Genomic DNA, 20,604 nt, shown 5'->3' with positions numbered 1-20,604 from the left:
GTCAATCCGGAAAAATAAAAGGCGGCCCGCTCGCGCGGCCGCCCCTTTTCACTTCCATGCGTGCGCCTCTTGCGGGCGCCTTTGCTTCAGAGATTACTTCAAGCCAGCCACGTAGTCGGCGACGGCTTTCATTTCGTCGTCGGACATGCGGGCGGCGATGGTGCTCATCTCGGCGCTGTTCTTGCGGCCGTTGGCCTTGAACGCTACGAGCTGGGCGGTGGTGTAATCCTGGTGCTGGCCGCCGATGCGCGGATAGCGGGTCGGCATGCCGTTACCGGCCGGGCCGTGGCAGCTGGCGCAGGCAGGCACGTTCTTTTCAGCGATGCCGGCGCGGTAGATCTTCTTGCCCAGCTCGATGGTGTCCTTGTTCTTGGCGGCGCCAGGCTTCTGGGTCTGGGTGGCCAGGTAAGCGGAGATGTTCTGCTTTTCTTCTTCGGTCAGCATCTTCGCGTAGGTGCTCATCACCGGCTGCTGGCGCTGCGGGGTCGTGAACTCCACCAGCTGCTTGTGCAGGTAGACGGCGTTCTGGCCGGCCAGTTTCGGATTGGCGGCGATGGTCGAGTTGCCCGACGCGCCGTGGCAGGATGCGCAGGCCGGCAGGCCGCGTGCGTTGTCGCCATCGTTGTACAGGGTTGCGCCTTTGGCAGCATCCACTTTGACCGCTGCCGGAGCGTGCTCAGCGGCAGTCGCCAGGCCCGAAACCGCCATCATTGCAACGAACAAGGATTTTACAAACGGTGAAAACGCACGATTCATTCAGACACCCTGACTAGTAATAATAAAGGTAAGGTCATTGCGGCTGCCCATAGGGGCGTGGCTACAATTCGTAACCCCTTATTGTACAATAGCTTTCCACGGCATAACGCCCCTTTTGTTGCAATTTCTGCTTATCTCCATGTCCAAACTCTGGCAAGCCCGCTTCTTCACGACTGTTAATCACCTGCGCGACCTGCCCCGGACCACCGTGCCTGAAATTGCCTTCGCGGGCCGTTCCAACGCAGGCAAATCGACCGCCATCAACATTCTGTGCAACCAGAAAGGCCTTGCTTTCGCCTCCAAAACGCCGGGCCGCACCCAGCACATCAACTTTTTCTCGATCGGCGGCGCCCATGTGGCCATGCACCGCAAGGACGAGACCAATGTGGACGAAATCCAGTGCCTGCTGGCCGACCTGCCGGGCTACGGCTACGCGGAGGTGTCCGGCGACGCCAAACTGCACTGGCAGCGCCTGCTGGGCGACTACGTGCAGCGCCGCGAACAGCTGGCGGCCCTGGTGCTGATCATGGACGCGCGCCGCCCGTTCACCGACCTCGACATCCAGATGCTGGAATGGTTTGCCCCGACGGGCAAGCCGATCCACTGCATCCTGACCAAGGTTGACAAGCTCAACCGCAACGAATCCGTCAACGTGCTGCGCCAGGCGCAGGCCAAGCTGGACAGCTACGTGGACGAAGACGGTGAAGGCTTCCCCTTCACCGTGCAACTGTTTTCCGCGCTGAAGCGCATCGGCATCGAAGAAGCGACCGCGAAGATCGAAGAACTCGTGGGGCTGAGCGGTGCCGGCGACGCGCTGGCGGACGAACCTGAGGAACCATGATGACGCACCACGCCCCCTTCCCCGCCCTGCGCATGCGCCGCATGCGCCGCGATCCCTTCTCGCGCGCGCTGATGCGCGAGCACGCCGTCACGGCATCCGACCTGATCTACCCGGTCTTCATTCTCGACGGTGAAAACAAGCGCGAGCCCGTGCTGTCCATGCCCGGCGTGGAACGCGTGTCGGTGGACCTGCTGCTGAAAGTGGCTGAGGAGTGCGTCAAGCTGGGCATTCCGGTGCTGGCGCTGTTCCCGGTGATCGACGCTGCGCTGAAGACGCCGGACGGCATTGAAGCCACCAATCCGGACGGCCTGGTGCCACGTGCCGTGCGCGCGCTGAAGAAGAACTTTCCCGAACTCGGCATTCTGACCGACGTGGCGCTGGACCCGTTCACCAGCCACGGCCAGGACGGCCTGATCGACGAAAACGGCTACGTGCTGAACGACGTGACCACGGCCATGCTGATCCGCCAGGCGCTGGCGCAGGCCGAGGCCGGTGTGGACGTGGTGGCGCCGTCGGACATGATGGACGGCCGCATCGGCGCCATCCGTAATGCGCTGGAAGAAAAAGGCTTCATCCACACCCGCATCATGGCCTACTCGGCGAAGTACGCCTCGGCCTTCTACGGCCCCTTCCGTGACGCGGTGGGCTCGGCGGCCAACCTGGGCAAGAGCGACAAGGCCACCTACCAGATGGACCCTGCCAACAGCAACGAAGCGCTGCGCGAAGTGGCGGCCGACCTGGCCGAAGGCGCGGACATGGTGATGGTCAAGCCCGGCATGCCCTACCTGGACATCGTGCGCCGCGTCAAGGATGAATTCAAGGTGCCGACCTTCGCCTACCAGGTCAGCGGCGAATACGCGATGATCAAGGCCGCCGCGCAAAACGGCTGGCTGGACCACGACAAAGTGATGATGGAATCGATGCTCGCCTTCAAGCGAGCCGGCGCCGACGGCATCCTCACCTACTTCGCCCTCGACATCGCCCGCAAGCTCCGCACCTGACACCATGGGGTCAGGCCCCCTCCTGTCAGCTGACAACCGGTGCCTGACCCCAGGGTGTCAGTGTTAGCGGCCGGCGGGTTTAATGTAGTTGGGGAACATTTCCTTGATGAGGAAGGCGAGCAGTTCGGCTTCGTCTTCCTTACGGGCGCTCAGGCGCACCACTTTCCGCAGGCGGTGCGATTCCCATTCGAAGTCGCCCGGTTTTTCTTTGCGGATCAGCTCGATCATCTTCTTGGCCACCGCCGTTTCCACGTCGATCTCGCTGCCCGTCTCCACGTGCACCTGCGTCAGCCAGCGGCGCTTGAAGTTGGTGTTCCAGCCGCGGAATTTGAGGTCGGCGCCGGAGAAGGTCTTGTTCTGCACGTCGAAGATGCCGCCCGTGTCTTCCTTCTCGCCATTCGCACTGCGGCCCTGCGCGCCCATGATGTTGGCCAGCGCGATGCGCTTGGCGCGCGCGTCGTCGCTTTCCACCGACGCATCCGTCGACTGGTTCGGCTGCTCGCCGCGGTTCTTGCGGCGCGCTTCGATCATGGCCTGCATGTCCTGGAACTGCTGCGGCGCCGGCGTCAGCTCGCGCGCGGGCGTGGGGTCGACCTGCACCTTGCGCGGATCGGTAATCGCTTCGTTATTGGTGCGCGGCAGCACTTTCGGCAGCGCCCTGGCCACTTCCCGCTTCTGCGGCGTGTCCTTCGGACGCGGCGTGGGCGCCGGTTTCGGCTTGCTCGGCGTGGGCGACAGCGGCGCCACATAGACCATCTCGCCCTCTTTGGCGGGCGGTTTCATCCGGATCATGTGGCCGGGGTTGATAATGACCAACAGGATAATCGCCACGTGCAGCGCGATCGTGACCGCAATACCGATACGGTTCGGCTTGTTCGAGCCGTATTCGAGGACCGGCCCGCCCGGCGGCGGCAGGCGCTGGCCACAGGTGGGGCAGACGTCGTCACCTGCGTGGATGTGGCTGATTTCGGACAAGATCACTGGGTTTCTGTGCACAAACCGGCAATACCGGCGATATGAAAGCTTACTAGAGCTCGCTCTTGACGGATGTTACCGTATGTATCGAAGAGCCGCGGCCGGAAACTTTCGCTTCCGGCCGCATGATATCAGTGCTTGGACAGATTGACTGCTTTCAGTTCGACCGGCAGTTTCTCTGGTGGCGGCGCCGTTTCGTCCAGGTCGGCGTCGTTCATCGGGCCGCTGCCGCTCCAGCGGTCGAGGAAGAGGTAGATCACCGGCGTAATGTAGAGCGTGATCACCTGCGAGAAGATCAGGCCGCCGCACACCGCCAGGCCCAGCGGCTGGCGCAGCTCGGCGCCCGCGCCCAGGCCCAGCGCGATGGGCAAGGCGCCCATCAGCGCAGCCAGCGTGGTCATCATGATGGGGCGGAAGCGCAGCACGCAGGCCTCGCGGATCGCATCCACCGGCTTCATGCCCTGCTCGCGCTGCGCTTGCAGCGCGAAGTCGATCATCATGATCGCATTCTTCTTCACAATACCGATCAGCATCAGGATGCCGATGATGGCAATCATGGTCAGGTCGAGGTCGAACAGCCACAGCGTCAGCAGCGCGCCCACGGCGGCCGATGGCAGGCCGGCCAGAATGGTCAGCGGGTGGATGAAGCTTTCATACAGCACACCCAGCAGCACGTAAATCACGCCCAGCGCCGCCACAATCAGGATCAGCTGGTTGCCCTGCGTGCTCTGGAACACGGCCGCATCGCCGCCGTAGCTGGTGATGATCGATGGCGGCAGGCCCATTTCGGCGCCCATGGCGTCGATCTTGGCCGTGGCATTCCCCAGCGGCACGCCCGGCGCCAGGTTGAAGGACAGCGTGATCGCCTGCAGCTGCCCCTGGTGGTTGACGGCCGTCGGCCCCACCGTGCGCTCCACCGTGGCAAAGCTGGACAGCTTGACCAGGTCGCCAGTGCTGTTGCGCACCGATACCTTGGTCAGCGCGTCGTCGAACTGGCGGTCCTCATCGGCCGCTTCCATGATCACGTAATAGCTGGCGGCCGAGGAATAGATGGTCGATACCTGGCGTTCACCGAAGGCGAGGTAGAGCGCCGTGCGGATATCGGAAATCTTCACGCCCAGGTTGTTGGCCTTGTCGCGGTCGATGCGCAGCGAAGCCTGCAGGCCCTTGTTCTGCGAATCGCTGGTCACGTCGCGGAAGTCGGGATCGGCGCGCATCGCGTTCAGGTATTTCTCGGCCCAGTCGCCCAGCGCGTCCGGGCTGACCGACTGCAGCGTGTACTGGTAGCGGCTCTTGCTCTGGCGGCCGCCCAGTTGCAGGTTCTGCACCGGGCTCAGGAAGACCTGCACCCCCGCCACCTTGCGCGTTTCCTTGCGCAGCTCATCCAGCACCTGCGGCATCTTGCCGCGCTCGCTGCGCGGCTTCAGCACGATGAAGGAACGGCCGGAATTGCCGCCATTGCTGAAGGAGGTTACGTCCTGCACGGCCGGATGGGCGCGGATGATGTCCACCACCTTTTCCTGCAACTTCTGCATGCCCAGCGAGGAGATATCTTCCGACGCCTCGAAGCTGGCGCGGATCTGGCCCAGGTCTTCCTCCGGGAAGAAGCCTTTCGGAATCGAGGAATACATCAGCACCGTCAGCACGAAGCTGCCGATGGCGATGGCGAGCACCACGAAGCGGTGGCGCAGTGCGATGTCCAGCGTGCTGGCATAGGCATTGCGCAGTTTGGTGAAGCCCGCTTCGAAGTAGCGGCCGACAAAGCCTTCCTTGCGCTGCACTTCTTCCTCATGCGCCGGCAGGAAGCGCGAGGCCAGCATCGGCACCAGGGTCAGCGACACCACGGCCGATACCAGCACGGCCAGCGCCACCACCACGGCGAATTCGTGGAACAGCAGGCCGATTACACCCGGCATGAAGAAGATCGGGATAAACACCGCCACCAGCGACACGGAAATCGAGATGATGGTGAAGCCCATCTCGCGCGAACCGATCAACGCAGCCTGCAGCGGCTTCTTGCCTTCCTCGATATGGCGCACGATATTTTCCAGCACCACGATGGCGTCGTCGACCACCAGGCCGACGGCCAGTGTAATGCCGAGCAGGGAGACGTTATCCAGGCTGTAGCCGAAAGCGTACAGCAGGGCCAGCGCACCCATCAGGGAAATCGGCAACGTGACCGCAGGAATAAAGGTCGCGGCCAGGCGGCGCAGGAAGAGGAAGATCACCATCACCACCAGCACCACGGTCAGCGCCAGCGTCAGGTTCACGTCATGGATCGCTTCGCGGATCGATTTCGAGCGGTCGTTGACCAGGTCGATATTGATGGAGGCCGGCAGCTGGGCGCGGAAGCGCGGCAGCAGCGCGCGCACGCCGTCCACCACCTGCACGGTATTGGCGTTCGGCTGGCGCTGCACCAGCAGCGCAATCGAGCGCTCGCCGTTGAAGCTGCCCATATTGCGCACCGACTGGAAGCTGTCTTCCACCACGGCCACGTCCTTCAGGCGCACCGGTTCGCCGTTGCGCACGGCGACGATCAGCTCCTGGAATTCCGCTGCACGCATCAGCTGGGCATTGCCCTGGATGGTCAAGGTCTGGTCCGGGCCGTCGAGGATGCCCAGCGGCGTGTTGGCGTTGGCGGAGCGGATGGCCTGCTGCAGCTCATCCAGCGTCATATTGCGTGCATTCAGCAGGTCGGACTTCACACGCACCCGCACCGCAAAGCGCTTCTGGCCGTTGACCGAGACCTGGGCCACGCCCGGCAGGGTAGACAGGCTCGGCGCGATCAGGTTCTCGGCGTAGTCGTTCAGCTCGGACAAGGTCAGCGACGGCGAGGTCATCTGGATGAACAGCACCGGCGCGTCGGCCGGGTTCACCTTGCGGTAGGACGGCAGGTCCGTCATCTCCTGCGGCAGCTGGCGCTGGGCGCGCAGCAGCGCGGCCTGCACATCCACCGCTACCTGGTCCACATCGATGCTCGGATCGAATTCCAGCGTCAGCGAGGTGCTGCCCTGCGTGCTGGTGGAGGTAATCATGGTCAGGCCGGCGATGGTCGCGAACTGCTTTTCCAGCGGCAGCGCGACCGAGGAGGCCATGGTTTCCGGACTCGCGCCCGGCAGGTCCGCGCCGACGTTGATCACCGGCGTGTTATAGCTCGGCAGCGCAGCCACCGGAATGTGGGCGTAAGCCAGCACCCCCGCGAGAATCACGCTCAGCGAGAGCAGCACCACCATCACGGGGCGCCGGATACTCAGCTCGGAAAGATTCATGAAGCCTTGCCTTTCTGTTTGCCCGCGCCGTGCGGACCTTCCGAAACCTGAACCTTGCCGCCCGGACGCAGGTTCTGCTTGCCTTCGACGATCACGCGTTCATCGCCTTTCAGGCCCGCCACGGCAGCTTCCGTGCCGAAGGCGTGGAGACGCGTCACATTCCTGACGGCTGCGGTCTTGTCTTCCGCCACCGTGTACACGAAGGTGCCGCGCGTATTGCTGATGATGGCGTTCTGCGGCACCACCACGGCATCCTTCAGCGTCTGCACCGTCAGCTTCGTATTCACATACTGGCCGGGCCACAGGCGCGTATCCTTGTTGTCGAACTGCGCTTTCACGCGGATCACGCCGGCCACCGGGTCCACCGTGTTGTCGATGAAGCTCAGGTGGCCGTCGATCGGCTGGTCCGAATTGTTCTGGAACACCTGCACCGGCACCTTGCCGGCGCGCTGGGCATCGAGCAGCGCGGCCAGGCTGTTTTCCGGCAGCGTGAACGCGACGTTGATCGGGTTCAGCTGCGTAATCGTGGTCAGCGAGGTGGAAATCTGCACCAGGCTGCCCGGATACACATTGATGCCGCCCACCCGGCCCGACATCGGGGCGCGGATGGTCGTATAGCTCTGGTCCACCTTCACCGCGCGGGCGGCGGCGATATCCGATTCCAGCAGGGCGCGGGCCGCATCCACCTGGCTCTTCAGCGTATCGACGGCGCCCTGGGCGATGAATTTCTGGGCCAGCAGCTCCATGCTGCGCTTGTACTGCCGCTCCAGGTCGGCCAGGTTCGCGCGGTCGCGCGCCACCTGGGCTTCCGCCTTCTGCAGGTTAGCCGATTCGCTGCGGCTGTCCAGCGAGAACATAAGCTCCCCTTCCTTGACGAACTGCCCTTCCTTCACATGCACCTTGACGATGGTGCTGGTGGTTTGCGGATGCAGGTCCACGGTGCTGATCGGGCTCACGGTGCCGTTGGCCTGCAGGATCACCGGCACGTCCTGCCGTTTCGGGGCAATCACATTGACCACGGTTGGCCCCTGGCCGCCGCCCTTGCCGCCCTGGCCTGGGCCGTTATGCGCCTCGGCCGGTGCTTTCGTGAAATGCCATGCGCCCGCAGCAACAATCACTACAGCACCAATCAGTACTCCCAAAGTTTTCTTTTTCATTCGGACGACTTCATTATTTTGTTAATTATTTACCTGCATAGTATTCCGGCACCAGCAGCGTGGCTTCCAGTCCGCCGCCTTCCTGGTTGGCCAGGCTGAGCGTGGCGCCGTGCTGCTCGGCGATGTTGCGGGCGATGGTCAGCCCCAGTCCAGTGCCGCCCGATTCGCGCGAACGCGAGCTTTCGAGGCGGTAAAACGGTTCGAACACACGCGCCAGCTGGTCGGCCGGAATGCCGGGGCCGTTGTCGCGGATGCGGATGCGCGCGGCGCCGGCCAGGCGCTCCACCGTGACCTGGGCGCGGTGGCCGTATTTGACGGCGTTGTCGATCAGGTTGACCAGGCAGCGGCGGATATCCATCGGCCGGCCCATCAGGGCCATCGCGGCGCGGCCCTGCAGTTCCACTTCCTGGCCGGCATCGGCGGCATCGGAGCACACGCTGTCCAGCAGGGAATCGAGGTCCAGCTTCTGCATGGCGCCCGTGGTGTCCATGCTGCGCGCCAGGTCCAGGCCTTCGCGCACCATCTGCTGCATGGCCGACAGGTCGCCCAGCAGCTTCTGCTGCAGGTCTTCGTCGTTCACTTTTTCCAGGCGCAGGCGAATGCGGGTCAGCGGCGTCTGCAGGTCGTGCGTGATGGCGGCCAGCATTTCCGTGCGCTGGGCAATGTGCTGGCGGATGCGCGCCTGCATCGCGTTGAAGGCGGCGCTGGCCTGGCGTATCTCGCTGGTGCCCTTCAGCTCCAGCGGCGCGTGGTTGATGTCGTTGCCCAGGTCCTTCGCAGCCTGTGCCAGCTGCTTCATCGGCCGCATGGCCATGCGCGCCACGAAGTAGGCCAGGATGGCTATGCACAGCAGAGCCGGCAGGAAGACCAGGTACTCGTTATGCCCGGCCGGCGGCGGCGCGCGCGGCGGCAGGATGGACAGCTTGAGCATCTGGCCGTCCGTCATCATCACATTCATGGATTCGCAGGTGCCGCGCCAGATGCTGGGGCCGAAAATCGATCCGGGGCGCGGCTGGTCGCATTCCTGGGGCCGGTCGGCGAGCGGCGTTACCGCGTATTCGCGGCCGAGGCGGGCCGCCAGCGCGCTGGAGAACTCGGTGGCCGGCAACGGCGTGGCGCGGGTTTCGTCGGACAGCTCCAGGCGCACGCTGCCCTTGCTGGCCACGCGCAGGTACTGGCGGCGCGATTCGGGGCGGACCACGTCCGCCGTCGTAATGATCTGCTCCGAGCGTTCCAGCGCATGGAAATCGCGGTAACGCTCGATGGTGCGCTGGCGTTCGTTGACGGCAAGCCATTGCGTCAGCGCCCATGATGCGATGATGCCCAGCATCAGGACGACGAACACGCGGCCCGTCATCGAATTCCAGAATGCCTTCACGGCGCCGACTCCACGGAAACGGATCCGGCCAGCACGTAGCCGCCGTTACGCACGGTCTTGATGATCTGCGGCAGGCGCGCGTCTTCGCCCAGCTTCTGGCGCAGGCGGCTGATCTGGATGTCGATCGAACGGTCGAAGGGGTCGGCGTCGCGGCCCTGGGTGAGGTTCAGCAGCTGGTCGCGGTTCAGCACGCGGTTCGGGTGCTCGAGGAAGACCTTGAGCAGGCGGAACTCGGCGCCGGACAGCATGATCACCACGCCGTCCGGATTCAGCAGGTGGCGCGCCGTGAGGTCCAGCGTCCAGCCGGAGAATCGGATCAGCGAAGCCTTGTCGGCGGCATTGGCGGCGGCATTATGGCTGCGCCGCAGCACGCTGCGGATGCGGGCCAGCAGCTCGCGCGGCTCGAAGGGCTTGGGCAGGTAGTCGTCCGCGCCCATTTCCAGGCCCAGGATGCGGTCCAGCGGCTCGCTGCGGGCGGTCAGCATGATGACCGGCAGCGTGGAGTGGGCGCGCAGCTTGCGGCACAGGGTGAGCCCGTCTTCGCCGGGCATGTTCAGGTCGAGCACGATCAGGTCCGGGCGCGCTTCGTCCAGCAGCTTCCACATGCCGGTGCCATCGGCGGCGCCATAGGTGCGATAGCCGTTGGTCTCGAGGTAGTCGGCCAGCAGCGTCCGGATATCGCGGTCGTCATCGACGATCAGGATGCTAGATGTAGGTTCCATAAGCTCAATTATCCTTAGTTCCCGGACCGAAGACCAATGACAGTTTGTATCGTCTTGTATATGCGCCGAAAAACGAAACAACTGGATACAAAATGCGCGGCAGGGGACACGCATTCGAAACACTGCGTTGAGAAGATGATTCCCATGTGCAGTGCGTTCGACTTTCGATGCACATATTTAGTCAACCACTCTGGAAGGAATATCCATGAATACCCTGCGTAAAAGCTTCATTATCGGCATGACCGTTATCGGCATGGGCAGCGCCGCCTTCTCGGCGCATGCACAGGATACCGCCGCCAAACCACGCCATGCTTATACGGACACCAAATTCGATCCCGCCAAATTTGCTGAAAAGCGCGCCGCGCGCCAGCAGAAACTGCACGATGCGCTGAAACTGAATGCATCGCAGGAAACGGCCTGGAATAACTATATGGCCGCCATCCGGCCCAGCCACCCGGCCGGCCGTGCCGAGCGTGTTGATTTCAAGGCGCTGAACGCCCCGCAGCGTGCGGAAAAGATGCTGGAATTCTCGAAGCTGCGTGTCCAGCACCAGGAAACCCGCCTCGCTGCCCTGAAGACCTTCTACGCTGCGCTGACGCCGGAACAGCAGAAGACCTTCGACGAGGCAACGGCCCGCAAAGGCCGTGGCCACGGGCATCGCGGCATGATGCGCCATCACCGCCAGCAGTAATCATGCCACCTTCTGGCGCGTAAGCGCCAGAAATCAGCGCAGCGCGAGCGAAAAAAAGGGACGCCCCGGGGCGTCCTTTTTTTCTATTGCAACTTCCCGAGTGAAACCAGGAATTTGTCCTTGTCCTGGAATCCGATTACCCGCGAATCGGCAATTTCATTGCCGTTTTTATCGAAGAAGATAATACCCGGCGGGCCAAACAGGCGGAACCGTTTCAGCATGGCCTTATCGTATTCATCATTTGCCGTCACATCCACCTGCAGGGTAATGGTATTTGCCAGCGCGGTTTTTACGCGCGGATCGATAAAGGTGAATTTCTCCATTTCCTTGCACGATACGCACCAGTCGGCATAAAAATCGAGCATGACTGTTTTACCTTGCGTATTTGCCAGCACTTTATCGAGGTCGTCCACCGTCTTGATGCGCTGGAAATGCAGCGGCGCATTTGCCGCGCCCACGCCCAGGTGGGCGAGCGGGGCCCAGGCATCGCGCCCGCCGGTCGCCAGGCCTGCCAGCTGGATAATGCCGAGCGCGGCGAAAATCAGGCCGGCGCTTTTTTGCAGCCAGCGGCCGGGGCGGGTCAGCAGATACATGCCGTAGCCCACGCCGAGCAGCACCCAGCCCGCCATCTGCACCGCGGCCGGCAGCACGGGCGCCACCAGCCACCAGGCCATCGCCAGCAGCAGCACGCCGAAGAAACGCTTTACCGCATCCATCCAGGCGCCAGCGCGCGGCAGCAGGGAACCGGCCGACACGCCGACCAGGATCAGCGGCACGCTCATGCCCACCGCCATCGCGAACAGGGCGCCGCCGCCCACCACCACATCGCGCGTCTGGCTGATGTAGACCAGGGCGCCGGCCAGCGGGGCCGCCACGCAGGGGCCGACGATCAGCGCGGAGATGGCGCCCATGGCGAATACCCCCGCCAGGCGGCCGGAGGACTGGCGGTTCGATACCGTGGTCAGGCGGCTTTGCAGGGCCGCCGGCACCTGCAGCTCGTAGAAGCCGAACATGGACATGGCCAGGCCAGCCATCAGCAGGCCGAAGGCGACCAGCACAAAGGGCTTCTGCAGCGCGGCGCCCAGGCCCTCGCCCACCAGGCCGGCCGCAACTCCCAGCGCCGTGTACACGATGGCCATGCCCAGCGAATAGGCGACGGACAGGACCAGGCCGCGGCGGCGGCTGGACCCGGCGCCTTCGCCCACGATGATGGAGGACAGGATGGGCACCATCGGCAGCACGCAGGGCGTGAAGGCCAGGCCCAGGCCCCACAGCAGGAACAAGGGGGCAATAACAAGAAGTTGGCCGCTTTTGAGCGCGGATTCGATGCGGCCCATATCGCTGGGCGCTTCCTGCGCCGGCGGAACGGCGGCGGGCGCATCGCTGCCTGGCACGGCCGCCTCCGGGGAGCCCGGGCGGCTCATGGCCGCTGTGCTCGCGCTGCCGAACAGGCCCGCGATACCGCCGCCGGCCTTGCCGGCCGCCCCTTCGGCTAGCGGCGCGCTGCCGAGGCCGCCCAGCTGAGCCGAATAGTCCTGCGGCGAATAGCACAGGCCCTTGTCCGAACAGCCCTGGCCGGTCGCCTTCAGCGTAAACGGCCCGCTGGCTTCGAAAGGAATCAGGATGGTGAGTTCATGCCGGTAGGTTTCGACATTCTTGGCAAAGGTCTCGTCATATTTCACCTTGCCCGGCGGGATCTCCGGCGTGCCCAGCTTGGCGCCCACGGCTGAGAAGCCGAAGCGCTCGCGGTACATGTAATAGCCTTCGGCGATCTTGAAGTTGACGGCGATCTTGTCGCCCTCGATGCGGGCCGAGAAACGGAACGCGACCGAAGGATCGAGGAACTCGTCCTCGGCCCGGGCTGGGGACAACAGGGTAAGCAGCGCAAGGAACAGCAGCGCAAACAGTCGGAACATGACAGTATTCTTCCAGAGCATTGTGGCAAGCAGACGAATAGTACACCGGCATGCCTTCCATCCGCTGCCGGTGGTCAATTTGCCCAGTCTATAATCGGGAATCCACCTCAAGGAGCCGTCGTTGAAACTTCGAACCGCCCTGCTTCTGCTGTCCGTCCTCAGCGCACCTGCGCTGCAGGCCCGCCAGGCGCCCCTCCCGGCCATTTCCGACACCCAGTTCCGCAGCCATATCCAGACGCTGGCGTCCGACGCGATGGAGGGCCGCGCCCCCGGTTCCGCCGGCGAAAAGCTGGCCATCGCCTACCTTGAGCAGCAGTTCCGGGCACTGGGCCTGAAGCCGGGCAATCCGGACGGCAGCTACCTGCAAGCTGTGCCACTGCGCCACCGCATTCCCGCCACCCGCTTAAGCTACCACATCGGCGGCAAGGAGCAGACGCTGAAGCCGCTGGACGACTATGTGCTGGCGTCCACGGGCCCCTCGCGCAAGGCAAGCATCAAGGCGTCCGAGCTGGTGTTCGCCGGCTACGGCGCGGTGGCGCCCGAGTACGGCTGGGATGACTTCAAGGACGTGGATGTGCGCGGCAAGACCGTCATCCTGCTGATTAACGACCCGCCGCTGGACGACCAGAAGCTATTTCGCGGCAAGGCCATGACCTACTACGGCCGCTGGACATACAAATACGAGATCGCGCGCAGGAAAGGCGCTGCAGCCGTGCTCATCGTGCACGAGGACGGCCCGGCGGGTTACCCCTACGAGGTGGTGCGCAGCAGCTTCGGCAGCGAACAGTTCAGCCTGAAGCGCACCGGGGATGATCCGGACGCGCCGGAGGTGCCGGGCTGGATCCGCCTCGATGCGGCGAAGGCCATGTTCGGAGCAGCCGGGATGGATTTTGCGGCGCTGAAGCAGCAAGCCCTGTCGAAGGATTTCCGGCCGGTGAGCCTGAAGGGTACGGCCAGCTTCGAAGTGGATAACCAGGAGCGCATGCTGGATTCGCATAATGTGGTGGGCCTGATCGAGGGCAGCGATCCGCAGTTGAAGAAGGAATACGTGATCTATTCGGCCCACTGGGACCATCTCGGCAAGGACGGCAGCAAGATCTACCGCGGCGCGCTGGACAACGCTTCCGGCGTGGCCGCGCTGCTGGAGATTGCGCGCGCCTTCCGTGCCCAGCCTGCGCCCAAACGCTCGGTGCTGTTCCTGGCGACGACGGCCGAGGAGCGCGGCCTGCTGGGCGCGAAGTACTACGCGGCGCATCCGCTCTACCCGCTGAAGGACACGGTGGCCGATATCAATATCGACGGCATCAATGCCTGGGGCCGCACCGCTGCTATCGAACACGTGACTTCGGGGCATTCGAGCATCGACAGCTTGCTGGAGAAGTATGCCCGGCTGCAGGGCCGCAGCGTGGCGCCGGACTCGCGGCCGGAACTGGGCAGCTTCTATCGCGCGGACCAGTTGGAGTTTGCGCGCGTGGGCGTGCCGGTGCTCTACACCAAGGCGCGTTCAGGCTACCTGGACAAGCCGGAAGGCTATGCGGAAAAGGTGGTGAACCACTACTACACCCAGGACTACCACAAGGCTTCCGACGACTACCGCGCCGACTGGGACTTCAGCGGCGGCCTGCAGGATGTGCAGCTGCTGTTCCAGGTCGGCTACGACCTGGCGGGCGGCAGTCCGCGTCCGGTGTGGCACGCGGCTTCCGAATTCCGCCCCAAATAAAAAAAGCCGGGCTAGCCCGGCTTTCTTCTTACTTCAACGGCTGATTACTCAGCGGTTGGAGCGGCGTCCACATCGGAGACTTCTGGACGGTCCAGCAGTTCGATGTAAGCCATTGGCGCGTTGTCGCCCTGACGGAAACCCATTTTCAGGATACGCAGGTAGCCGCCGTTGCGGTTTGCGTAGCGTGGGCCCAGTTCAGCGAACAGCTTCAGAACCATCTCGCGGTCGCGCAGACGGGAGAAAGCCAGGCGCTTGTTGGCCAGGGTGTCGGTCTTGCCCAGGGTCAGGATCGGCTCGATCACGCGGCGCAGTTCTTTTGCCTTTGGCAGCGTGGTCTTGATCGCTTCGTGACGCAGCAGCGAAACGGTCATGTTGCGCAGCATTGCCAGACGGTGGGACGAGGTACGGTTCAGTTTACGAAGGCCGTGACGGTGACGCATGGTATTTCCTTTCGGTGTTTATATTCCAGATCTTCGATCGCTAAGCGCAAGCAGAGCGCGGTCCGGTTCTTAAGGGTTAAAACGCCCGGCGCGACAGTGCGCCGGACGGGTACTGCAATTACTTCTCCAGGCCGGCAGGCGGCCAGTTTTCCAGCTTCATGCCCAGGGTCAGGCCGCGGGAAGCCAGCACTTCCTTGATCTCGTTCAGCGACTTGCGGCCCAGGTTCGGGGTCTTCAGCAGCTCGTTTTCCGAACGCTGGATCAGGTCGCCGATGTAGTAGATGTTTTCTGCTTTCAGGCAGTTGGCCGAACGGACGGTCAGTTCCAGGTCGTCCACCGGACGCAGCAGGATCGGATCGACCAGCGGTGCGCGCGATGGCGCTTCCGCGGCGGCTTCGGTGCCTTCCAGGGCGGCGAACACGTTCAGCTGGTCCACCAGCACGCGGGCCGATTGACGGATCGCTTCCTCCGGCGAGATCACACCATTGGTTTCAATGTTGATGATCAGCTTGTCCAGGTCGGTACGCTGTTCCACACGGGCCGATTCCACGGCGTAGGACACGCGGCGCACTGGCGAGAACGAAGCGTCCAGGATGATGCGGCCGATGGTCTTGTTGGTGTCTTCCGACAGACGGCGCACATTGCCCGGCACATAGCCACGGCCTTTTTCGACCTTGATCTGCATGTCCAGCTTGCCGCCGGCGGTCAGGTGGGCGATCACGTGATCCGGGTTGATCAGTTCCACGTCGTGCGGCAGGTCGATGTCCGACGCCAGCACGGCGCCTTCGCCTTCCTTCTTCAGGGTCAGGGTGACGGAATCACGGTTGTGGACTTTGAAGACCACGCCCTTCAGGTTCAGCAGCAGATCAACCACGTCTTCCTGCACGCCGTCCAGCGAGGAGTACTCGTGCACGACACCGGCGATGGTCACTTCGGTCGGCGCGTAGCCGATCATCGAAGACAGCAGCACGCGGCGCAGCGCGTTGCCCAGAGTGTGGCCGTAGCCGCGCTCGAACGGCTCCATCACGACTTTAGCGTGACCGGCGCCCAGGGTTTCAACGTCGATAATACGTGGCTTCAACAGACTGTTTTGCATTGAAAATGTCCTTTTCATTACCCTCGGCTCGTTACACCGATAAGGCTGATGGCATTAGTGAAAACGCCCACTCCTCGGAGTGGGCGGGTGTTACTACTTACTGCGGATTAACGCGAGTACAGTTCGACGATCAGCGCTTCGTTGACGTCGTTGGCGATTTCGTTACGCTCTGGCAGGGACTTGAAGGTGCCTTCCATTTTCTTGGAGTCCACCGACACCCACGAAGGCATGCCGACTTGTTCAGCCAGCGACAGCGCTTCGATGATACGGGTCTGCTTCTTGGCCTTTTCGCGCACGGCGATCACGTCGCCGGTCTTCACAGCGTAGGAAGCGATGTTCACGACATTGCCGTTCACGGTGAAGGCTTTGTGGGACACCAGCTGGCGCGCTTCAGCGCGGGTCGAGCCGAAGCCCATGCGGTAGGCCACGTTGTCCAGGCGGGTTTCCAGCAGGGACAGCAGGGTTTCACCGGTGTTGCCCTTGCGGCGGTTCGCTTCGGCGAAGTAGCGGCGGAACTGGCGTTCCAGGATGCCGTACATACGCTTCACTTTCTGCTTTTCACGCAGCTGGTTGCCGTAGTCCGAGGTACGGGCGCCGGATTTGACGCCGTGCTGGCCTGGCTTCACGTCCAGTTTGCACTTGGAATCCAGCGAGCGGCGGGCGCTCTTCAGGAACAGGTCGGTGCCTTCACGGCGGGAGAGTTTTGCTTTTGGTCCGATATAACGTGCCACGGTGATTTCCTTAAAATTAAATGACGCCCCGGTGCCATCGGGATGGCATCAGGCGCTAGTCTGGTCTTCAACGAGCCAGACGGTGGCTCAACAAGCCGAGTCCGCGAGCGGACAAGGCGAAAATAGCCGGACAGTATAACCGTTTCCGGTTAACTGTTCCAGCAATTTCGGCGATAACACTGCCCAGCGGCTGCCGGGCGGCGGATCTTAGATACGGCGACGCTTTGGAGGACGGCAGCCGTTGTGCGGCACTGGGGTCACGTCCTGGATCTCGGTGATCTTGATGCCCAGGTTGTTCAGTGCGCGCACTGCGGATTCGCGGCCAGGGCCTGGGCCCTTGATGCGCACTTCCAGGTTCTTCACGCCGCATTCCTGCGCCACTTTACCAGCCGCTTCGGCCGCAACCTGCGCTGCGAACGGGGTCGACTTACGGGAGCCCTTGAAGCCGGCGCCGCCCGAAGTTGCCCACGACAGGGCATTGCCCTGACGGTCGGTGATGGTGATGATGGTGTTGTTGAAGGAAGCGTGAACGTGAGCGATACCTTCAGCGACGTTCTTCTTGACCTTCTTGCGCACGCGGGCTGCTGCTGCGCTGCTTTGTTGCTTAGCCATAGTAGTTCCCTAATTATTTCTTCAGCGATTGAGCGGCTTTGCGCGGGCCCTTGCGGGTACGGGCATTGGTGCGGGTACGCTGGCCGCGGACCGGCAGGCCCTTGCGGTGACGCATACCACGGTAGCAACCCAGGTCCATCAGACGCTTGATGTTCATCGACAGTTCACGGCGCAGGTCGCCTTCTACAACGAACTTGCCGATCTCGTCACGCAGCTTTTCCAGCTCGCTGTCGTCCAGATCCTTGATCTTCTTGTTGGTTGGAACGCCGGTTTGCGCGCAGATGAACTGGGCGCGTGGGCGGCCCACGCCGTAGATTGCGGTCAGACCGATCACGGTGTGCTGATGATTTGGGATATTAACCCCTGCAATACGTGCCATTCGTTATTCCTCGATTAACCTTGACGCTGCTTGTGACGCGGCTCGACGCAGATAACGCGGACGACGCCTTTGCGCTTGATGATCTTGCAGTTGCGGCAGATCCGCTTGACTGAAGCATTAACTTTCATTTTGCACTCTCTTCTTGGTTCGATTACTTAAAATTACTTGGTCCGGAACACAATGCGGGCCCGGGACAGGTCATACGGGGTCAACTCCACCGTCACCTTGTCGCCAGGGAGAATGCGGATATAGTTCATCCGCATTTTACCCGAAATGTGGCCGAGTACCACGTGGCCGTTTTCCAGCTTTACTCGAAATGTTGCGTTCGGGAGATTCTCCAGAATCTCACCCTGCATCTGAATTACGTCGTCTTTTGCCATAGTCTGCCGCTTATCGCGTAGGAATTCCGCCCTTGAAGTTGGCCTTCCGCAACAGAGAGTCATACTGCTGCGACATCACATAATTTTGTACCTGGGCCATGAAGTCCATGGTCACAACCACAATAATCAGCAGCGATGTTCCGCCAAACACAAAGGACACTTTCCACTGGGCCTGCATAAACTCGGGCAACAGGCACACTGCGGTAATGTAGACGGCGCCAGCCAGGGTCAATCGGGTCAGGATCTTGTCGATGTAGCGGGCTGTCTGCTCACCGGGACGAATCCCTGGCACAAAGGCCCCGCTCTTCTTCAAGTTATCCGCCGTTTCTTTGCTGTTGAACACCAGTGCGGTGTAGAAGAAGCAGAAGAAAATGATTGCCACGGCATACAGCAGCGCATGGATCGGCTCACCTGGGCTCAGCGACGCGGCCAGGTCCTTCAGGAAACGCACCACACTGTTGTCAGTGTTGGCGCCCTTCGAGAACCAGTCCACGATGGTCGCCGGGAACAAGATAATCGACGAAGCGAAGATCGGCGGAATCACGCCTGCCATGTTCAGCTTCAGCGGCAGATGGCTGGTTTGCCCACCGTAGATCTTGTTGCCGACCTGACGTTTGGCATAGTTCACCAGGATCTTGCGCTGGCCACGTTCCACAAACACCACCGCATAAGTCACCGCAGCGATCAGGATGACGATGATGATGGCCGAGAACGCATTGATCGCACCGGTCGACACTTGGGTGAACAGGCCACCCAGGGCGCTCGGCAGACCGGCAGCGATACCGGCGAAGATGATGATGGAGATGCCGTTGCCGAGACCGCGCTCGGTAATCTGCTCCCCCAGCCACATCAGGAACATGGTGCCGGTCAGCAGCGTCACCACGGTGACGAAGCGGAAGCCGATGCCCGGATCCAGCACCAGGCCAGGCTGGGCTTCCAGCGCGACCGAGATGCCGAATGCCTGGAACAGGGCCAGACCGACGGTTGCGTAACGGGTGTACTGGGTAATCTTGCGACGCCCCGACTCCCCTTCCTTCTTCAGCGCTTCCATCTGCGGCGACACGATCGACAGCAACTGCATGATGATCGAGGCCGAGATGTACGGCATGATACCCAGGGCAAACACCGTGAAGCGCGACAGGGCGCCACCGCTGAACATGTTGAACATGCCCAGCAGGCCACCTTCTTGCGACTTGAACAGTGCCGCCAGCTGGACCGGGTCGATGCCCGGCACCGGGACGTGGGCCCCGATGCGGTACACGACCAGAGCGCCCAGCAAAAACCACAGGCGGTTCCAGGGGAAACCGGCCGCGGCGCTCTTAGCAAGCTGTGGATTAGTCGCCAATTTTCGCTCCGATCAAGCTAGACGTCTCAGGCTACCGAGCCGCCGGCTGCTTCGATGGCGGCTTTCGCGCCGGCGGTCACTTTCAGGCCCTTGATGGACACTGCTTTGGTGATTTCGCCGGAAGCGATAATACGCACATCACGGGCCAGCACGCTCAGCACGCCGGCCTGCTTCAGCACCAGCAGGTCGACTTCGCCGACTGCCAGGTTGTTCAGGTCGGACAGGCGCACTTCAGCCTTGAAGGTTGCGTTCAGCGACTTGAAGCCGCGCTTCGGCAGACGGCGCTGCAGAGGCATCTGACCGCCTTCGAAGCCGACTTTGTGGAAGCCGCCCGAACGCGATTTCTGACCCTTGTGGCCACGGCCGGCGGTTTTACCGAGGCCGGAGCCGATACCGCGGCCAACGCGACGCTTAGCGTGCTTCGCGCCTTCTGCTGGTTGAATGGTATTCAATTCCATTGTGTTCTCCAGATCGTAAGCCGGGGCTTACGACACGACTTTAACGAGGTAGGCGACCTTGGTGATCATGCCGCGTACCGATGGCGTGTCCTGCAGCTCGGAAACCGAGTTGACACGGCGCAGGCCCAGGCCACGCACGGTGGCGCGGTGGTCTTGACGGGTGCCGATCAGGCCCTTCACCAGTTTGACTTTGATAGTGCTCATGGTCGTTCCTTTAAGCCAGGATGTCTTCCACCGACTTGCCGCGTTTCGCAGCGATGTCAGCAGCAGTACTGATTTTCGACAGGCCGTCCAGGGTCGCGCGCACCAGGTTGTACGGGTTGGAGGAACCGGTGGATTTCGCCACCACGTCCGTCACGCCCATCACCTCGAAGATCGCGCGCATGGCGCCACCAGCGATCACGCCGGTACCCGGCTTGGCCGGCATCATCATCACTTTCGACGCGCCGTGGCGGCCGATCACGGTGTGATGCAGGGTGCCGTTCTTCAGCGGAACCTTGATCAGGTTGCGGCGGGCTTCTTCCATTGCCTTCTGCACACCCACTGGCACCTCTTTCGACTTGCCCTTGCCCATGCCGATGCGGCCATCGCCGTCACCAACCACGGTCAGCGCCGCGAAGCCCATGATGCGACCGCCCTTGACCACTTTGGTCACGCGGTTGATCGCGATCATTTTTTCGCGCATGCCGTCATCCGGCTTGTCGCTTTGCATTTTTGCTTGCATTTTTGCCATGATC

Annotated in this window: 22 protein-coding genes; 4 read left to right on the top strand and 18 right to left on the bottom strand. The window is 62.5% G+C overall.

The genetic code is table 11. From position 1 onward, the window contains the following. Positions 1-93: 93 nt before the first annotated feature. Positions 94-756: a c-type cytochrome gene (locus ACJRPG_RS20875; protein ID WP_408002025.1), complete on the bottom strand. Its 663-nt coding sequence runs from the start codon at positions 754-756 to the stop codon at positions 94-96. A 139-nt stretch (positions 757-895) separates the two neighbouring features. Here ACJRPG_RS20875 and yihA point away from each other — a divergent pair, with 139 nt between their 5' ends. Further along, entirely contained in the window at positions 896-1,597 is a 702-nt protein-coding gene (gene yihA, locus ACJRPG_RS20870; protein ID WP_408002024.1) for a ribosome biogenesis GTP-binding protein YihA/YsxC, read from the top strand. After that, positions 1,594-2,598 (top strand): porphobilinogen synthase, encoded by a 1,005-nt coding sequence (hemB, locus tag ACJRPG_RS20865; protein WP_408002023.1) that lies wholly within the window; start codon positions 1,594-1,596, stop codon positions 2,596-2,598. Before yihA ends, hemB begins: the two co-directional genes overlap by 4 nt. 63 nt (positions 2,599-2,661) lie before the next feature. On the opposite strand, the gene ACJRPG_RS20860 is transcribed toward hemB, so the two are convergent. From ACJRPG_RS20860 to ACJRPG_RS20840, 5 genes are all read right to left on the bottom strand, one after another. Then, positions 2,662-3,579: a flagellar biosynthesis protein FlhF gene (locus ACJRPG_RS20860; RefSeq protein WP_408002022.1), complete on the bottom strand. Its 918-nt coding sequence runs from the start codon at positions 3,577-3,579 to the stop codon at positions 2,662-2,664. Positions 3,580-3,704: 125 nt separating this feature from the next. After that, a complete protein-coding gene (locus tag ACJRPG_RS20855; protein ID WP_408002021.1) occupies positions 3,705-6,842 on the bottom strand; it encodes an efflux RND transporter permease subunit in 3,138 nt (1,045 codons plus the stop codon). Then, entirely contained in the window at positions 6,839-7,999 is a 1,161-nt protein-coding gene (locus ACJRPG_RS20850) for an efflux RND transporter periplasmic adaptor subunit (RefSeq protein ID WP_408002020.1), read from the bottom strand. The genes ACJRPG_RS20855 and ACJRPG_RS20850 overlap by 4 nt, the downstream gene beginning before the upstream one ends. A 25-nt stretch (positions 8,000-8,024) precedes the next feature. Then, entirely contained in the window at positions 8,025-9,377 is a 1,353-nt protein-coding gene (locus ACJRPG_RS20845) for an ATP-binding protein (RefSeq protein WP_408002019.1), read from the bottom strand. Further along, the gene (locus ACJRPG_RS20840) at positions 9,374-10,099 is read right to left on the bottom strand and encodes a response regulator (RefSeq protein WP_408002018.1); all 726 of its coding nucleotides are present in this window, start codon (positions 10,097-10,099) and stop codon (positions 9,374-9,376) included. Before ACJRPG_RS20840 ends, ACJRPG_RS20845 begins: the two co-directional genes overlap by 4 nt. A 205-nt stretch (positions 10,100-10,304) precedes the next feature. Here ACJRPG_RS20840 and ACJRPG_RS20835 point away from each other — a divergent pair, with 205 nt between their 5' ends. Next, positions 10,305-10,790 carry a Spy/CpxP family protein refolding chaperone gene (locus ACJRPG_RS20835; RefSeq protein WP_408002017.1) on the top strand — a complete coding sequence of 162 codons (486 nt, stop codon included), beginning with the start codon at positions 10,305-10,307 and terminating at the stop codon, positions 10,788-10,790. An 83-nt stretch (positions 10,791-10,873) separates the two neighbouring features. Here the strand turns inward: ACJRPG_RS20835 and dsbD are convergent, their stop codons facing one another. Then, the gene (gene dsbD, locus ACJRPG_RS20830) at positions 10,874-12,706 is read right to left on the bottom strand and encodes a protein-disulfide reductase DsbD (protein ID WP_408002016.1); all 1,833 of its coding nucleotides are present in this window, start codon (positions 12,704-12,706) and stop codon (positions 10,874-10,876) included. 121 nt (positions 12,707-12,827) lie between these two features. Here dsbD and ACJRPG_RS20825 point away from each other — a divergent pair, with 121 nt between their 5' ends. Continuing rightward, positions 12,828-14,426 carry a M20/M25/M40 family metallo-hydrolase gene (locus ACJRPG_RS20825; protein ID WP_408002015.1) on the top strand — a complete coding sequence of 533 codons (1,599 nt, stop codon included), beginning with the start codon at positions 12,828-12,830 and terminating at the stop codon, positions 14,424-14,426. A 44-nt stretch (positions 14,427-14,470) separates the two neighbouring features. Here the strand turns inward: ACJRPG_RS20825 and rplQ are convergent, their stop codons facing one another. The 11 genes from rplQ to rpsE all read right to left on the bottom strand — a co-directional run bounded on the left by rplQ (position 14,471) and on the right by rpsE (position 20,600). After that, complete coding sequence (gene rplQ / locus ACJRPG_RS20820; protein WP_408002014.1) at positions 14,471-14,866, bottom strand: 50S ribosomal protein L17; 396 nt, start codon at positions 14,864-14,866, stop codon at positions 14,471-14,473. Positions 14,867-14,984: 118 nt separating this feature from the next. Next, complete coding sequence (locus tag ACJRPG_RS20815) at positions 14,985-15,962, bottom strand: DNA-directed RNA polymerase subunit alpha (protein WP_231767633.1); 978 nt, start codon at positions 15,960-15,962, stop codon at positions 14,985-14,987. A gap of 107 nt (positions 15,963-16,069) precedes the next feature. Continuing rightward, positions 16,070-16,693 (bottom strand): 30S ribosomal protein S4, encoded by a 624-nt coding sequence (gene rpsD / locus ACJRPG_RS20810; RefSeq protein WP_408002013.1) that lies wholly within the window; start codon positions 16,691-16,693, stop codon positions 16,070-16,072. Between the two features lie 207 nt (positions 16,694-16,900). Continuing rightward, the gene (gene rpsK / locus ACJRPG_RS20805; RefSeq protein ID WP_028101645.1) at positions 16,901-17,305 is read right to left on the bottom strand and encodes a 30S ribosomal protein S11; all 405 of its coding nucleotides are present in this window, start codon (positions 17,303-17,305) and stop codon (positions 16,901-16,903) included. A 13-nt stretch (positions 17,306-17,318) separates the two neighbouring features. Then, positions 17,319-17,684 (bottom strand): 30S ribosomal protein S13, encoded by a 366-nt coding sequence (gene rpsM, locus ACJRPG_RS20800; protein WP_093556901.1) that lies wholly within the window; start codon positions 17,682-17,684, stop codon positions 17,319-17,321. Between the two features lie 14 nt (positions 17,685-17,698). Further along, on the bottom strand, positions 17,699-17,812 hold the full coding sequence (rpmJ, locus tag ACJRPG_RS20795; RefSeq protein ID WP_005663407.1) for a 50S ribosomal protein L36: 114 nt from the start codon (positions 17,810-17,812) through the stop codon (positions 17,699-17,701). Positions 17,813-17,845: 33 nt separating this feature from the next. Then, the gene (gene infA / locus ACJRPG_RS20790) at positions 17,846-18,064 is read right to left on the bottom strand and encodes a translation initiation factor IF-1 (protein WP_005663428.1); all 219 of its coding nucleotides are present in this window, start codon (positions 18,062-18,064) and stop codon (positions 17,846-17,848) included. A gap of 10 nt (positions 18,065-18,074) precedes the next feature. Continuing rightward, the gene (gene secY, locus ACJRPG_RS20785; RefSeq protein WP_408002012.1) at positions 18,075-19,409 is read right to left on the bottom strand and encodes a preprotein translocase subunit SecY; all 1,335 of its coding nucleotides are present in this window, start codon (positions 19,407-19,409) and stop codon (positions 18,075-18,077) included. A 26-nt stretch (positions 19,410-19,435) separates the two neighbouring features. Beyond that, positions 19,436-19,867: a 50S ribosomal protein L15 gene (gene rplO, locus ACJRPG_RS20780; RefSeq protein ID WP_408002011.1), complete on the bottom strand. Its 432-nt coding sequence runs from the start codon at positions 19,865-19,867 to the stop codon at positions 19,436-19,438. A gap of 27 nt (positions 19,868-19,894) precedes the next feature. Beyond that, positions 19,895-20,071, bottom strand: coding sequence for a 50S ribosomal protein L30 (gene rpmD, locus ACJRPG_RS20775; protein WP_050409754.1), 177 nt, complete (start codon positions 20,069-20,071; stop codon positions 19,895-19,897). Between the two features lie 10 nt (positions 20,072-20,081). Continuing rightward, entirely contained in the window at positions 20,082-20,600 is a 519-nt protein-coding gene (gene rpsE / locus ACJRPG_RS20770; protein WP_049817602.1) for a 30S ribosomal protein S5, read from the bottom strand. Between the last annotated feature and the right edge of the window lie 4 nt (positions 20,601-20,604).

This window comes from Pseudoduganella rhizocola (genome assembly GCF_045984285.3).
Lineage (GTDB): Bacteria > Pseudomonadota > Gammaproteobacteria > Burkholderiales > Burkholderiaceae_D > Rugamonas.
The sequence above is the reverse complement of the archived record's forward strand: the minus strand, read 5'-3'. Positions and strand labels throughout refer to the sequence as shown.

Excerpts from the sequence above, each read along its gene's own strand:
- ACJRPG_RS20875 (WP_408002025.1), bottom strand. The coding sequence starts at position 756 with ATGAATCGTGCGTTTTCACCGTTTGTAAAATCCTTGTTCGTTGCAATG.
- rpsK (WP_028101645.1), bottom strand. The coding sequence starts at position 17,305 with ATGGCTAAGCAACAAAGCAGCGCAGCAGCAGCCCGCGTGCGCAAGAAG.
- rpsE (WP_049817602.1), bottom strand. The coding sequence starts at position 20,600 with ATGGCAAAAATGCAAGCAAAAATGCAAAGCGACAAGCCGGATGACGGC.
- rpmJ (WP_005663407.1), bottom strand. The coding sequence starts at position 17,812 with ATGAAAGTTAATGCTTCAGTCAAGCGGATCTGCCGCAACTGCAAGATC.
- rplO (WP_408002011.1), bottom strand. The coding sequence starts at position 19,867 with ATGGAATTGAATACCATTCAACCAGCAGAAGGCGCGAAGCACGCTAAG.
- yihA (WP_408002024.1), top strand. The coding sequence starts at position 896 with ATGTCCAAACTCTGGCAAGCCCGCTTCTTCACGACTGTTAATCACCTG.
- rpmD (WP_050409754.1), bottom strand. The coding sequence starts at position 20,071 with ATGAGCACTATCAAAGTCAAACTGGTGAAGGGCCTGATCGGCACCCGT.
- ACJRPG_RS20835 (WP_408002017.1), top strand. The coding sequence starts at position 10,305 with ATGAATACCCTGCGTAAAAGCTTCATTATCGGCATGACCGTTATCGGC.
- infA (WP_005663428.1), bottom strand. The coding sequence starts at position 18,064 with ATGGCAAAAGACGACGTAATTCAGATGCAGGGTGAGATTCTGGAGAAT.
- ACJRPG_RS20815 (WP_231767633.1), bottom strand. The coding sequence starts at position 15,962 with ATGCAAAACAGTCTGTTGAAGCCACGTATTATCGACGTTGAAACCCTG.
- ACJRPG_RS20840 (WP_408002018.1), bottom strand. The coding sequence starts at position 10,099 with ATGGAACCTACATCTAGCATCCTGATCGTCGATGACGACCGCGATATC.
- ACJRPG_RS20850 (WP_408002020.1), bottom strand. The coding sequence starts at position 7,999 with ATGAAAAAGAAAACTTTGGGAGTACTGATTGGTGCTGTAGTGATTGTT.
- ACJRPG_RS20855 (WP_408002021.1), bottom strand. The coding sequence starts at position 6,842 with ATGAATCTTTCCGAGCTGAGTATCCGGCGCCCCGTGATGGTGGTGCTG.
- hemB (WP_408002023.1), top strand. The coding sequence starts at position 1,594 with ATGATGACGCACCACGCCCCCTTCCCCGCCCTGCGCATGCGCCGCATG.
- dsbD (WP_408002016.1), bottom strand. The coding sequence starts at position 12,706 with ATGTTCCGACTGTTTGCGCTGCTGTTCCTTGCGCTGCTTACCCTGTTG.
- rpsM (WP_093556901.1), bottom strand. The coding sequence starts at position 17,684 with ATGGCACGTATTGCAGGGGTTAATATCCCAAATCATCAGCACACCGTG.
- rplQ (WP_408002014.1), bottom strand. The coding sequence starts at position 14,866 with ATGCGTCACCGTCACGGCCTTCGTAAACTGAACCGTACCTCGTCCCAC.